The organism is Streptococcus sp. FSL K6-1323 (assembly GCF_038630745.1).
GTDB classification, from domain to species: domain Bacteria; phylum Bacillota; class Bacilli; order Lactobacillales; family Streptococcaceae; genus Streptococcus; species Streptococcus salivarius_D.
On record NZ_CP152039.1, the window covers coordinates 1,602,148 to 1,616,051 of the forward strand.

Annotated in this window: 10 protein-coding genes, 3 tRNA genes, 1 other RNA gene and 2 pseudogenes; 1 reads left to right on the forward strand and 15 read right to left on the reverse strand. The window is 39.4% G+C overall.

Annotated features, from left to right (window positions below; genetic code table 11):
* Window positions 1-73 precede the first annotated feature (73 nt).
* From NST80_RS07390 to parE, 14 genes and pseudogenes are all read right to left on the reverse strand, one after another.
* On the reverse strand, window positions 74-694 hold the full coding sequence (locus tag NST80_RS07390) for a DUF3862 domain-containing protein (RefSeq protein WP_002885892.1): 621 nt from the start codon (window positions 692-694) through the stop codon (window positions 74-76).
* A gap of 45 nt (window positions 695-739) precedes the next feature.
* Window positions 740-1,089: a transfer-messenger RNA gene (ssrA, locus tag NST80_RS07395) on the reverse strand.
* A 249-nt stretch (window positions 1,090-1,338) separates the two neighbouring features.
* Window positions 1,339-1,410: transfer RNA gene (locus NST80_RS07400), tRNA-Arg, on the reverse strand.
* Window positions 1,411-1,479: 69 nt separating this feature from the next.
* Window positions 1,480-2,682, reverse strand: a complete 1,203-nt coding sequence (gene rpsA, locus NST80_RS07405; RefSeq protein ID WP_003094841.1) for a 30S ribosomal protein S1 — start codon at window positions 2,680-2,682, stop codon at window positions 1,480-1,482.
* 120 nt (window positions 2,683-2,802) lie between these two features.
* Window positions 2,803-2,874, reverse strand: a tRNA-Gln gene (locus NST80_RS07410).
* Window positions 2,875-2,942: 68 nt separating this feature from the next.
* Window positions 2,943-3,023: transfer RNA gene (locus tag NST80_RS07415), tRNA-Tyr, on the reverse strand.
* Between the two features lie 60 nt (window positions 3,024-3,083).
* Window positions 3,084-3,314: a DUF2969 domain-containing protein gene (locus NST80_RS07420; protein WP_002886057.1), complete on the reverse strand. Its 231-nt coding sequence runs from the start codon at window positions 3,312-3,314 to the stop codon at window positions 3,084-3,086.
* Window positions 3,315-3,432: 118 nt separating this feature from the next.
* Window positions 3,433-4,464: pseudogene (locus NST80_RS07425) on the reverse strand (branched-chain amino acid aminotransferase); the annotation flags it as partial.
* Between the two features lie 157 nt (window positions 4,465-4,621).
* Complete coding sequence (gene parC / locus NST80_RS07430) at window positions 4,622-7,078, reverse strand: DNA topoisomerase IV subunit A (protein WP_175060800.1); 2,457 nt, start codon at window positions 7,076-7,078, stop codon at window positions 4,622-4,624.
* Window positions 7,079-7,130: 52 nt separating this feature from the next.
* Window positions 7,131-7,864, reverse strand: a pseudogene (locus tag NST80_RS07435) (type II CAAX endopeptidase family protein).
* A complete protein-coding gene (locus NST80_RS07440) occupies window positions 7,845-8,678 on the reverse strand; it encodes an aminoglycoside 6-adenylyltransferase (protein ID WP_183138244.1) in 834 nt (277 codons plus the stop codon). Before NST80_RS07440 ends, NST80_RS07435 begins: the two are co-directional and overlap by 20 nt.
* A 16-nt stretch (window positions 8,679-8,694) precedes the next feature.
* Complete coding sequence (locus NST80_RS07445) at window positions 8,695-9,183, reverse strand: GNAT family N-acetyltransferase (RefSeq protein ID WP_229104949.1); 489 nt, start codon at window positions 9,181-9,183, stop codon at window positions 8,695-8,697.
* 9 nt (window positions 9,184-9,192) lie between these two features.
* A complete protein-coding gene (locus NST80_RS07450; protein ID WP_183138245.1) occupies window positions 9,193-10,572 on the reverse strand; it encodes a hypothetical protein in 1,380 nt (459 codons plus the stop codon).
* 46 nt (window positions 10,573-10,618) lie between these two features.
* Entirely contained in the window at window positions 10,619-12,568 is a 1,950-nt protein-coding gene (gene parE, locus NST80_RS07455; protein ID WP_183138246.1) for a DNA topoisomerase IV subunit B, read from the reverse strand.
* A gap of 137 nt (window positions 12,569-12,705) precedes the next feature.
* Here parE and plsY point away from each other — a divergent pair, with 137 nt between their 5' ends.
* Complete coding sequence (gene plsY / locus NST80_RS07460) at window positions 12,706-13,347, forward strand: glycerol-3-phosphate 1-O-acyltransferase PlsY (protein WP_014633423.1); 642 nt, start codon at window positions 12,706-12,708, stop codon at window positions 13,345-13,347.
* Between the two features lie 117 nt (window positions 13,348-13,464).
* Here the strand turns inward: plsY and NST80_RS07465 are convergent, their stop codons facing one another.
* The gene (locus tag NST80_RS07465; protein ID WP_002885939.1) at window positions 13,465-13,842 is read right to left on the reverse strand and encodes a helix-hairpin-helix domain-containing protein; all 378 of its coding nucleotides are present in this window, start codon (window positions 13,840-13,842) and stop codon (window positions 13,465-13,467) included.
* Window positions 13,843-13,904 lie beyond the last annotated feature (62 nt).

The following is a 13,904-nucleotide window of genomic DNA, read 5'->3' on the forward strand; positions in this document are numbered from 1 at the left end:
ATAATTTTAATCGCTCCTTTTATTATAACAAAAAAATGCCTTCATTGATTTAGAAAGGCATCTTTTACTGTGATTACTTGTTAATCAAATTTGCTTGCGACTTGTTTTCCAAGGCACCATTTTTAAAGTTAAGGGTAAGGCTACCTGTTTCACCCTTCTTAGCGACAAGGTTCGAAGACCAAAGTGCTTGTGTCATTGTTGCATCTGAAGAAACAGCAATCGAATAAACATCCGGTGTACCAAGAGTTTTGACAGCATCGTCATAGCTAGTTCCATTTTTGAGATTTTCGTACATCTTCAGTGTGATTTTAGGATCACGGACGTAAGAAAAGTTTGAAATTGACTTAACAACAGTGCTATTGTTAAAGAGTTTCGCTGTAACAACAACATTGTCATACTGCCAATTATAAACATCAAGCTTAGCATCTCCTGCCTGCTCCTGACTCGTTGATGAGGGTTCACCAAACCAGCCCTTCAAGCTATCAAGATTTGAGCCTCCTGAAAATTCCTGAGAAGCATTTGCCATGGTAATCTTATCAAAGTTCTGGCGAACATTCCCATGCTTAACGGTTAAAATCTTTGAGGCTTCATTATCCAAAGATCCCTTCGTCTCTGTCTTAGACGAAGATTTTCCACAAGCAGCTAGAGTAAAAAGTGAGAGACCTAAAACGGTCAAAGACAAAAGTTTTTTCATAATAAATTCCTATATATACAAATAAAAGGCTGACGCCTCTGGTTTTTATGGAGCCGGTGGGAGTCGAACCCACGTCCAAACACCTGCCAACATATTCGTCTACAACCATAGGTTATGTCTTTCATTTAACAGATAGACGACACATAACTCAAGCCTTCTATCTGCGAGCCTATAAATCTCTTTTCAACCAGCTAGGCAATGGTCAAACGTAGCTTATAAATCAATAAAACCTCTAAACAAACATAAGCAATCTGCTAGAAGTCACGCGAGCAGGTGTTTAGGCTGCTACAGCGTAAGAATTAGTATTTTTTGCAGTTATATTTAACTGAGCGTTTACGTCGCCACACGAGTCGCAGAATATGCCTCATAATGCCTGTCGAATCCGTAACGACCCCAATATGAGATACTGAGTATTATAGCAAATTTTTTAATCAATTGCAAAAGATTAGCCAAACTGCCTCCCCAATAAATCAACTATGGAGAGACTAATACGTTAGTTTTCTTTGATTTTAGGACAAGCTAATAACTTTTTTCTGTATGCTTGTCTTTTTCCTTTCAATGATAAAAGATTTTATGAAATACTTTCACTAAAACTTACCGACTAAAAAACGTTGAGAGAACAAATCTTTCAACGCTTTTCTTTTTGCACCCTAAGGGAATCGAACCCCTATCTCAAGAACCGGAATCTTACGTGATATCCATTACACTAAGGGTGCTAACAGTATACTATTATAGCATACTCTAAAATAGAAAAAAAGACATGTTTCCATGCCTCTTTTTTTATCTTACAATTCGATATCTCCGAAAAGATCCGCCATTGAGAATCCAGATTGAGTTTCTGGAAGTTCGTAATCACGTTTTTCTTGACGTTTTGGACGACGTGGACGTGATTGACGTTTTTCGTTGTTTTCGCCTTCAGCGTTAGCTGGACGTTCTTCAAGAGCTTTGATTGAAAGTGATACACGTTCTGCATCAGCGTTTACTTCAAGAACTTTAACAGTAACGTCTTGACCTACTGAAAGAACATCTTTTGGATTTTCAACACGTTTGTGTGAAATTTGTGAGATGTGAACAAGTCCATCGATACCTGGCAATACTTCAACGAAAGCACCGAAGTCAGTCAAGCGTTTAACTTTACCTTCGATAACATCACCAGCAGCAAGTTTTTGTTCAACGCCATCCCATGGTCCAGGTGTTGTTGCTTTAAGTGAAAGTGATACACGTCCTGCTTCTTCGTCGATAGCAAGAACTTTAACTTCAACTTCATCACCTACAGATACAACTGATTTAGGTGAAACGTTACGTTCGTGAGACAATTCAGTCACGTGAACAAGTCCGTCAACACCACCAAGGTCGATGAAAGCACCGAAGCTTGTCAAACGAGCAACCTTACCAGTTACGATTGAACCAACTTCAAGTTTAGAGAAGACTTCTTTACGAGCTTCTGCAGCTTCTGCTTCAACAACTTCACGACGTGAAAGGATGAAACGGTTTTCAGCTGGATCAACTTCTTTAATTTTAGCGTCAAATTCTTGACCTACAAATTGTTCAGTGTTACGAACAAAACGAGTATCGATCATTGAAGCTGGAATAAATCCACGAAGACCTTCAAATTCAACAGAAAGTCCGCCTTTAACAGCGCGTGTTCCTTTAACAGTAACAACTTCTTCTTCACGACCAACAAGTTTATCCCAAGCTTTGCGAGCTTCCAAGCGTTTTTTAGATACAAGGTAAGTTACAGTATCAGTATCTTTACCAACAACTTGACGAAGAACAAGCACTTCAAGTGTTTCACCAACTTTAACAAGGTCTGCAACGTTTGCGTCACGGTCGTTTGTCAATTCACGACGTGTCAAAACACCTTCGATACCAGTTCCTTCGATAACAACATTTGCTTGATCATTATCTACTGAGATAACTTCAGCTGTTACAACGTCACCTGTGTTAACTTCGCTAACACTGTTTAGCAATTCTTCAAATTCGTTCATTCTAAAAAGATCCTCCAACAAGAGCCAGCCAATTCTGACCCTTGATAACAATATATTTTTAAAGGTACCCGCAAAGACAATGGTTAACATAGACGGTGCCAATGCACCCGATACCTTTTACTGGGGTAGCTGGATTCGAACCAACGCATGAGGGAGTCAAAGTCCCTTGCCTTACCGCTTGGCTATACCCCAATAGCAAAATGCTATAAAAAAACATCTAAGTACTTGATATCGACTATCCCGATTCAGTTTCTTAGACATGGAGAGAGAGGGATTCGAACCCCCGAACCCGAAGGAGCGGATTTACAGTCCGCCGCGTTTAGCCTCTTCGCTATCTCTCCTTAAGAACAAGAAATAGTATATCACAGTTTCTTGACCAAAGCAAGCCTTTACTTTGGATTTTAATGATTAAGATTATATGATTCAATAATGGCAGCTACTGCATCATCCATTTTCTTGTGGAAACCTACAACATTTTCCTTGTCAACAACAGCAAACTTACCATCAATTTCCACAATTTGTCCGATGACTTTCTTACCAACAAGAAGTTCAAAACCTTCAATAGTTGCTTTATTGACGACTACTTTAGCATCATTAATTTGGATTTCAATTTTTTTATCTTTTTTACTCATAGATTTATACCCGATCCTTGGCTCGAGCCATCCTTTCTTAATGTATCTTCTTAATTCTACCGAAAAAGAAAAAAGCTTGCAAGAGCAAGCCTTTAAATAATCATTTATCTATTAAGAATTAGTCAACTTTGACAATCCATCCTTCTGGTGCTTCAACATCACCAAATTGGATACCTGTCAACTCATCATAAAGTTTACGTGTTACAGGACCTACTTCTGTTTCTGAGTAGAAGACATGGAAGTCATCACCATGTTGTACCCCACCAATTGGTGAGATAACCGCAGCTGTACCACAGGCACCTGCTTCGACAAATTTATCCAATTCAGAAATCTTAACATCACCTTGGATAGCTTTCATGCCAAAGCGATTTTCAGCCAAGTAAAGCAATGAGAACTTAGTGATAGATGGCAAGATAGATGGGCTGAGTGGTGTGATGAATTCGTTATCGGCTGTGATACCAAAGAAGTTTGCAGAACCCACTTCTTCAATCTTAGTGTGAGTTGCTGGATCAAGGTAGATCACATCAGAGAAATTACTATCATGTGCAATCTTACCTGGCAACATACTTGCTGCGTAGTTACCACCCACCTTAGCAGCACCTGTACCATGTGGAGCAGCACGGTCATAATCATCTTGGATAAGGAAGTTTGTTGGAGCCAAACCACCTTTGAAGTAGTTACCTACTGGCATAGCAAAAATGGTAAAGATATACTCATCTGCTGGATGCACACCAATGATATCACCAACCCCAATCAAAAGTGGACGGAGATAAAGTGTTGCACCTGTACCATATGGTGGAACATATTCTTCATTTGCACGTACAACTTGTTTACATGCATCTACAAATTTGTCAACAGGAACTTGTGGCATCAAAAGACGATCCGCAGTACGTTGCAAACGTTTAGCATTTTCATCTGGACGGAACAATTGAATAGAGCCATCTTTAGTACGGTAAGCCTTGAGTCCTTCAAAAGCTTCTTGACCATAGTGAAGGGCTGGAGATGCTTCTGAAATATGCAAAGTCGCATCCTCAGTCAATTGCCCCTCATCCCATTTACCGTCTTTGTAATATGAGATATAACGGAATGGAAGTTTACTGTAATTAAATCCTAGATTTTCCCAGTCTAAATCAACTGTCATGTGTATATCCTCTTTTCTGTTACTATGTGCTTTCTAGTATAGTCCTTTTCATTGAAAATTTCAAGGTTATGTTGCAAAATTCTGACAATTCTTTTTAAAACACTTATTTTGCCCATCAAAGAAAAAAAACTCTGCCCTCTAATAAGAGAACAAAGCTTTCTTATCTTTATCTTTCAATAATCTTGGCAGAAAAGACTTCTTTGTCTGCTAATCCTTCAATGAAACTACCGTTGCTAGTACGGTCTGAAAGATTTAGAAGGGACAAGTCAACCTCTGCCGTTTCGCCTGTTGTTGCTGTTACAAGCAAGGTCTGAGGAGTCTCTTCCACTGGTGTTGCTAGAAGATCTATTTCGCCACCAGCATTCTCCGTAAAGACTGGACCCGCAGTAAAGACACGATGTGGTTTAGTCTTAAGCTCACGAAGAACTTGGAGACCTCGACCAGCTCGCTTAGCCTGCGGAATATCGGCTGTAGCCACACGTTTGAGACTAGCCCTTTGTGTCAGAAGGTAGAAACTTTGAGTATTTGCTACAAAAACAGCCTGAACGGTATCATCATCCTTAAGATTGATTGCCTTAACACCTGCTGCCTTGGCACCAACTACTGGCACTTCGTCCGCGTTAAAGCGAAGGGCATAACCCTTTTGAGTGATAATCATGATATCATCCAATTGAATTGGCGTAACCGTAACAATAAAATCACTATCATCCTTGAGTTTAGCGTATTTAACCGACTTAGACTTGTAGGTACGCCATGGCGTAAATTCCTTGCGTTCGAAACGTTTAATCTGACCCAGCTTGGTAGCGGCTAGGTAAGTACCCGTTTCAAAATCATCCAGGATTTCTGCGTAAAGCACTTCTTCATCCTTAGATAAATTGGTGATAGTTTGTGATAAATGCTCTCCCAAATCCTTCCAACGAATGTCTGGTAACTCATGGATTGGACGATAAATCACATTGGCCTGATTAGTGAAAATCAAGAGGTGTTGTGTCGTCTTAGCTTGCTGGACCAAAATCAAATCATCATCATCACGTTTTCCGACTTCGTCAATCGTTGAAGCATTGAAAGAACGTGGACTTGTACGTTTGACGTAGCCACCGCGAGTGATGCTGACATAGGTTTCTTCTTCAACAATCAAACTTGCAGTATCAATTTCAATGGTCTTGGTTTCTGCTTGCAACTCTGAACGACGGTCATTACCAAATTTCTTCTTAATGTCACGGAGTTCACGTTTCATGACATTAAACATGGTACGCTCATCACCAATGATAGCAGCCAAGGTCGCGATTTGTTCGCGTAAATCGGCTTCCTCATTTTGGAGGGTGACGATATCCGTATTGGTCAAACGATAAAGTTGCAAGGTCACGATAGCTTCTGCTTGTTCTTCTGAAAAATCATAGCTGACCTTAAGATTTTCCTTAGCATCAGCCTTATTCTCAGAAGCTCGGATAAGAGCGATAACCTCATCCAAAATAGAGATAACTCGGATCAATCCTTCGACAATATGAAGACGTTTTTCAGCTTTTTCCTTGTCAAATTTTGAACGGGCAACGATAATATCACGACGGTGGGCAATGTAGCTAGATAAAATCTTTTGCAAGCCTACTTGACGTGGGGTGAAATTATCAATAGCCACCATGTTGAAATTGTAGTTGACCTGAAGATCCGTATATTTCAAAAGGTAGTTAAGAATAGTTTGGCTGTCAGCATCCTTCTTAAGTTCAATAGCAATACGTAACCCTGTACGGTCAGACTCATCACGAACTTCTGCAATACCTGGAACCTTGTTATTGACTCGAACATCATCGATTTTTTTAACAAGAACTGCCTTATTGACATCGTAAGGAATTTCAGTAACGATGATTTGTTCCTTGCCACCTTTGAGTTGTTCAATTTCAGTACGTGAGCGCACAACGACGCGGCCCTTACCAGTTTCGTAAGCCTTACGAATCTCATCCTTGCCCTGAATGATAGCCCCTGTTGGGAAATCTGGACCAGGCAAGAATTCCATCAATTTATCCAGTTTAGCAGATGGATGGTCAATCATATAGACAACGGCATCAATGACTTCTGACAGATTATGCGGTGGAATATCTGTAGCATAACCAGCAGAAATCCCTGTAGCCCCATTAACCAAGAGGTTTGGAAAGGCTGCAGGTAAAACGGTTGGTTCCTTCTCTGTATCATCAAAGTTCCAAGCCCAAGGAACGGTGTTTTTATCAATATCTTGAAGAAGGTAGCCAGCAATCTCTGACAAACGCGCCTCTGTATAACGCATAGCCGCTGGTGGATCACCATCCATAGAACCGTTGTTACCGTGCATCTCAACTAGGATTTCACGATTCTTCCAGTCCTGGGACATACGTACCATGGCATCATAAATAGAACTATCACCATGTGGGTGGAAATTCCCCATGATGTTACCAACAGACTTGGCAGATTTACGATAGCCCTTGTCATAGGTATTGCCATCCTTATTCATGGAATAAAGTATACGACGTTGAACGGGTTTCAGACCGTCACGAATGTCAGGAAGCGCACGCTCCTGAATGATATATTTGGAGTAGCGTCCAAAACGCTCTCCCATGATGTCCTCAAGGGACATGTTTTGAATGTTAGACATAATAATTCTCTTTTTATTGTTTTGTTGCAAAGTAAATCTATATTTTATAAATTTAACTGTTTCTTTGTAGGTAGTGAGAAAAGAAGAGTAATCCTACTAATCCTAGAATGAATAAAAGATTAATTTTAATAACAAATAAGCTAAGCAAGGTATTAATTAGACCGTGAAAAATGGTGCAAAAGAGGACCGAGTTAGTTTTTTTGAAAACAGCAGCTAGGAGAATACTGAGATAAATTGCAAATAGACTGAATAATATAAAAGGCATCCTACTTTGGGAACTTCCAATCACAAACCATAAAGGTACATGCCATACTGCCCAAATATAATCTGTTATCAAACTGGAAATCCAAAAGGAGAATCTAGTTTCCAAAGTTGGTTGCAAGGGGCCTCGCCATCCCAAATCTTCTTCTCCACCATAAACACAGACTGCACTCAAAAAATAACAAATAAATTTCCTAGTGGAAAAGCTGGATTAATCTCCTTAGACGAGAAAGCAATAACACCCGCCTGCACGAAAATTAGCAAAAGAAATAAGAAAATATATTTCTTTGAGTCCCCTAAGATAAAAGAAACTATGCTTTTAATTGATTTTTGAGGCAAACAAGAAATGGCTGCAATGGTTGGACCGAAACCTCCTAGCAGATGGAGAAAGACTCCCAGAGGACTTGTTAGACTTAAGAGGCCCATTTGCGTCAGGAAAGCAAGTAATCCCCAACCAAATCCCCAAGAAATGAGAAAACTAATCAGTAAAAATTTTGTTATCTTATTATTTTGTAATGGTTTCATTTGTTTCGAGTCTCTCCTCAGCATACTCAATCATCTTCTCAGCCACTTCTTTATCGTAGTCAAATCCCGTTTTTTGAGCAAGATATTGAGCCTCTTGGTGGAAAAATTGCATCGTAGCAAACAATGACTGAGTAAGTTTTTCTACACTTGAAAAATCAAGCAGATTTGAGAATTCCTTCTCTTTCTCTGTAGGTAAATACTGGAAAAGATACTTGTAGTTCTTGCCAATATCGACCTTTCCCCTATCACTTGCGACCCGCCAAGCCAAGATCTTCAGGACTTCTTGTTGACAAATACCGTAGAGATGGTCGGTCGCATAGATGAGCTGATTCCGACAAATCCCTTTAACCACATAGGCAGAAACCCACCAAAATTCATTGCAGGCTTTTTCAAAATCTGTCTGACCAGCTGGACTTGTCCAGTAACGTTGAGGACTTGTAGTATAGGACTCAAACAAGCCTTTCTCATCTTTCAAAACTGTATAATCCGCTTCGCTATCCACCCACTCTTTGATGTGCTCCTTTGGGCAAAGGGTCAAATCTATCCGATTGCCATCTTCAAAGAGCATCAGATAAAGTCGACGGTTGCCTAGAACATTATGTTGCTCAATGTTACGTGTGCTAAACTGGTCCAACCAAGAAAGGTCACTCGTTAGATTATCTATATCATCTACGACATAGACTACGTCGTAATCTTGAAATTCATCTTTTGAGGCTTTTGTGTCAGTCCGTGAACCAGACATGGCGACAGCGTCAACCTGTAGCACTTTTGCGGTTTGCAAAATCACATCAAACATCTCGGTTTCAGTTCTCATGGGAATACCTGCCTTTTTAGTGAAAACTCTTGATTCTGTAAAGGATATGTCTATAAAGCGGACTGACTGCTGGAACTTTTTCATTATCAAATTCTTTGACAAATTCCATACCTAGCTTTTGCATGACTTTTTGCGAAGGGAGATTGTGCAAGGATGTAAAAGAGTAAACTTCTGACAAGCCAGCTTGCTGGAAAGCGAAGTCTAGACAGGCTTGGGCAGCCTCCGTCGCATAACCACGATTCCAAAACTCTTTTCGCAAACGACAGCCGATTTCTACAGCTTCTTTTCCAGCAAAAATCCGTAAATCCGAATGGTGCAGACCTACCAAGCCGATAAACTCCTGATTGTCTAAGTCACTCAGGGACAAACTTTTTACTTCATATACTTTTTTCATTTCTCTTTTTGAATATTTTTGTGCCAGTCTCTCCCATGAGACAGGCAAACTGACTTTTTTTCTGCCAGTCAATTTTTTAGGAAGATATTTTGGGGGAAGTGAGGTACGCAAGGATATTTGTTAGTCAGTTTCTTCCCTAAGTAAAGAATACTCGCTAATTGATGATAGTTTTTCTAATAATGAAAGTTGTTTTTCTTGTGATAGACCACGGAAATATTCCACGAAATCTTGCTCAATAATTTCAACTTTATCAATAGGGATTAAGTTATAAAACCACTCATCATTCTGTAAAATATTTTTAAAAAATAGAGTAGAAACTAACGACATCTCCAAAGTCCAAGGATAATCATAATCACTAATACGCTCCTCATTATATTTTAGCCATGATTTAATCCCATAAGAAATAACAAATTGAACTTGGTTGTCTCTGTAATGTGTCATACCATACTTCTGTTTATGTGTTACAGCTTTTTTTACTCCCTGATATAATATACAGTAGACTTTTGACGGCGAATATTTAAATAAAAGATTTTTAATTTCTGTTTTTATAAGTTGCTTAGCCTTATTTTCATCTTTCTCGCTATACCCTAAAGAATATTCAAAATGAAATTCCTCCCTAAATTGATAGTCAAATAGTTTAAACAATTCTTTTTCAGCCAACTCTAACCACAGTTGATTTATTTCAGTCTCAGTAAATTTAAGATTTGTTAAAAACTTAAAATTTGAAAACCAGTGTTCATCTTTCTCTGAATAAACATTTTTTAAATTTTGAAAAGAGAAACGTACTCTTGTCTTATAAAACACATTTGGAAATTTTTCATTTGCAAATTTGGGGTCTTGTTTAATTTCTTTATTACTACAGAATGCAGTTATAGAGCTTCTTGGCGATATTTCTAAAATATTCTTTTCTTTCAGAAAGTATATTTCATCAATGGGATAATTACCATCAAAAAACATTTGTGGTAATTTTTGATTTTTAATTTCCGAGAAAGAAGGAATATCAAATTCATCTTCACTAATATTAAATCCCTGTAAAATAGTTGATAAATATAGCTGCTCTCGTAGCCCAAACCCGGATATATATCGAATTTCTTCAAGAAAATAAGTGTCCAGTATTTTTTGACGCTTTTCTTTTGAACAATAATCACAAGAGCAGTCATCATCATTATTTTTATGCCCACAACTGAAGCATCTATTGTCTTGAACGAAATAGTTATCTAACTGGTCATTATTAACTAGCTTGTTATAATCCGTTTTTGTCGGTAGTTGGATGTATTTTTCTTCATCACATATTTCACAAATAAACGATGTAGAAACTTTTGGAAATTCTTTTCTTAAATTAGATGCTATAGTATGAATAGAATATTTTTTAATAATTTCATTAAGTTTTAAATTGTTTTGATAGTAATCAATAAGAATATTTTTTACTACCTCATCAGTAAATCCCGATAACACTTCACCTTTTGTGCTATAGTCAATATTCCTAAAAAATTCAAGCATAAATTTCTCCTCATTTACGGCTATCACTCTTAATCTTACTAAACCATTAAAACACCGTCTGCTCCTCAAGCGTAAATTTAACGTTATCTTCAATCCATTGACGGCGTGGTGCTGCCTTATCTCCCATAAGGACTGAGACACGACGTTCGGCACGCGCTAGATCGTCAATCGTCACTCGGATAAGGGTTCTTGTCTCTGGATCCATGGTTGTTTCCCAAAGCTGGTCAGCATTCATCTCACCAAGCCCCTTGTAACGTTGGAGAATAGCTCCACGACCAAATTTTTGACGAAGTTCCTCAAGTTCCCCATCTGTCCAAGCGTATTCGACAACTTCCTTCTTTCCTTTCCCTTTAGACATCTTGTAAAGAGGAGGCAAAGCGATATAAACGTGTCCTGCTTCAACCAGTGGACGCATATAACGATAGAAGAAAGTGAGCAAGAGGGTCTGGATGTGAGCCCCATCGGTATCGGCATCGGTCATGATGATAATCTTGTCGTAGTTGATATCGTCAAGGTTAAAATCAGCTCCAACACCTGCACCAATAGTGTAAATCATGGTATTGATTTCTTCATTTTTGAGAATGTCAGCCATTTTGGCCTTCTCAGTGTTTAGGACCTTCCCCCGAAGAGGCAGAATGGCCTGGAATTTACGATCACGACCCTGTTTGGCTGATCCACCGGCAGAATCCCCTTCGACCAGATAAAGCTCATTTTTCTTAGCATTTTTAGACTGGGCCGGAGTTAATTTTCCTGACAAGAGCCCCTTGTCTTTTTTATTTTTCTTGCCATTTCGACTAGCATCACGCGCTTTTCGGGCAGCTTCACGGGCATCACGAGCCTTGATAGCCTTACGCACCAAGTTAGAAGCTAAGTCCCCATTTTCCATAAGGAAGTAAGTCAGATGCTCTGAAACAATACTATCAACAATCGGACGAGCTAAAGGAGATCCAAGTTTGTCCTTGGTTTGTCCTTCAAACTGAAGGTGTTCTTCAGGAACCAAAAGCGAGATAACTGCTGATAAGCCCTCACGGTAATCTGACCCTTCAAGGTTCTTATCTTTTTCTTTGAGAAGACCTGTTTTACGTGCATAATCGTTAAGAGCCTTGGTAATGGCAGACTTGAAGCCCGTTTCGTGAGTTCCTCCGTCCTTAGTACGGACATTATTGACAAAGGAAAGGATATTGTCAGAGTAACCGTCATTATACTGAAGGGCTAACTCCAAGTGAAATTCTTGCTGATCTCCATCAATATAGATAACTGGTGTCAGCGTTTCCTTGTCCTCATTCAGGTATGACACAAAGTCTTGAACTCCATTTTCATAATGGAATTCTTCACGAACTTCTTCTTCGCCACGCAAGTCTGTCAATGTCATAGTGACATTCTTAAGAAGAAAGGCTGATTCTTTGAGACGCTCTGAGATGGTGTTAAATTTAAAGTCAGTCGTTGAAAAGATGCTTGCATCAGGCATAAAGGTAACTTTTGTACCTGTCTTAGACTTAGGCGCTTTACCAATCTTTTCAAGCCCTGTTACAGGGTGACCACCATTTTCAAAACGTTGGCGATAAACACTACCGTCACGGGTAATTTCTACCTCAAGCCAACTAGACAGCGCATTAACAACTGAGGAACCCACACCGTGAAGACCTCCAGAAGTCTTATAACCACCCTGTCCAAATTTACCACCCGCGTGGAGAACAGTGAAAATAACTTCAACTGTTGGTTTACCCATAGCATGCATACCTGTCGGCATCCCACGTCCAGAGTCAGAAACAGAAACGGAACCATCCTTATTTAGGGTAACAGCGATAACATCACCAAAACCAGAAAGAGCTTCATCGACCGCATTGTCGACAATCTCCCAAACTAGGTGGTGAAGTCCTGTTCCATCTGTTGAGCCAATGTACATTCCAGGGCGCTTGCGAACCGCATCCAACCCTTCTAGTACCTGAATGGCATCATCATTATAATTATTTACATTAATTTCTTTTTTAGCCAAGAGTGACCTCCAAAATTTTCATCCTTATTATTTTATAAGTTTTCAGAAGAATTTGCAAAAGAAATCAAGAAAGTCCAAAAGATATCTTAAGGCTGACTGACTTTGTCAATTACTAGGCTGTATGCTATAATTATCTCATGAAAATCTTATTGTTAATCCTAATCGCCTACTTGCTAGGTTCCATTCAGACCGGCCTCTGGATTGGGAAACTTTTCTTCCATACCAATCTTCGTGAGCATGGCTCTGGAAATACTGGAACAACCAATACCTTTCGTGTTCTAGGTAAGACTGCTGGTACCATCACCTTCTTGGTTGATATGTTCAAGGGGACCTTGGCTGTTCTTCTACCTATCTGGCTTGGTGTTACAGAGGTTTCACCTCTAATCATTGGTTTCTTTGCTATTATCGGACATGTTTTTCCAATCTTTGCTGGATTTAAAGGTGGGAAGGCCGTTGCGACAAGTGCTGGGGTGCTTCTTGGTTTTGCCCCACTCTACTGTGTATTCCTACTCTTGGTCTTTGCTCTAACACTCTATCTAACCAGCATGATTTCATTTTCAAGTGTCACTGCTGCAATTGTTGGACTGATTACCTTGGCTGTCTTTCCAGCCATCCACTTCTTGCTAGATGGCTATGACCTTATTTTCACTGGGGTCCTCACCATCATGGCTTTGATTATTATCTTTCGCCACACTGAAAATATGGGGCGAATCCGTAGGCATCAAGAAAACTTGGTACCTTTTGGACTTAATTTAACCAAACAAAATCCAAATAAATAATACAGATCTATCAACCACTAGCAAAAAGCTAGTGGTTTTCTTGTTCTCCTAATCAAACAATGCTTACCAAGTCAAAGAATAAAGATCCGAAGTCTACACCTCGGATCTTTTTTAGGCTTAAGCTTTAAAGCTGACACCATTTTCTTTCAATTTTTTAACTGTCGCAGGTCCGACACCCTTGAGGGCAAGAACTTCTTCTTCAGTCACAGTAGCAAAAGCCTCTGCTGAAGTCAAACCTTCATTGTAAAGAGTCTCTACAAGGTTTGAACGAAGGCCTTCAACTTCTGGAAGTTCTGCAAAAGCTTCAAGACTAAGGTCTTTTGCTGCTACTTCTTCCTTAGCAACTGTCTTAGTTTCAGCAACAGGTTGTGGTGCTACTGGTGGCACTGGTGGAACAGGCGCAACTGGTGGAACAGGGGCTTTAACATTATTGAAAAGTCCTTGTTTTTTCAAACGGTGTTTAAAAGCTTTCTTTTTATTTTTTACTTTAGCCATGTTTAGTATTCTCCTATTTTAATCGACGACACCTTTCCATAAAGTACTGTCGCCATTTTCTT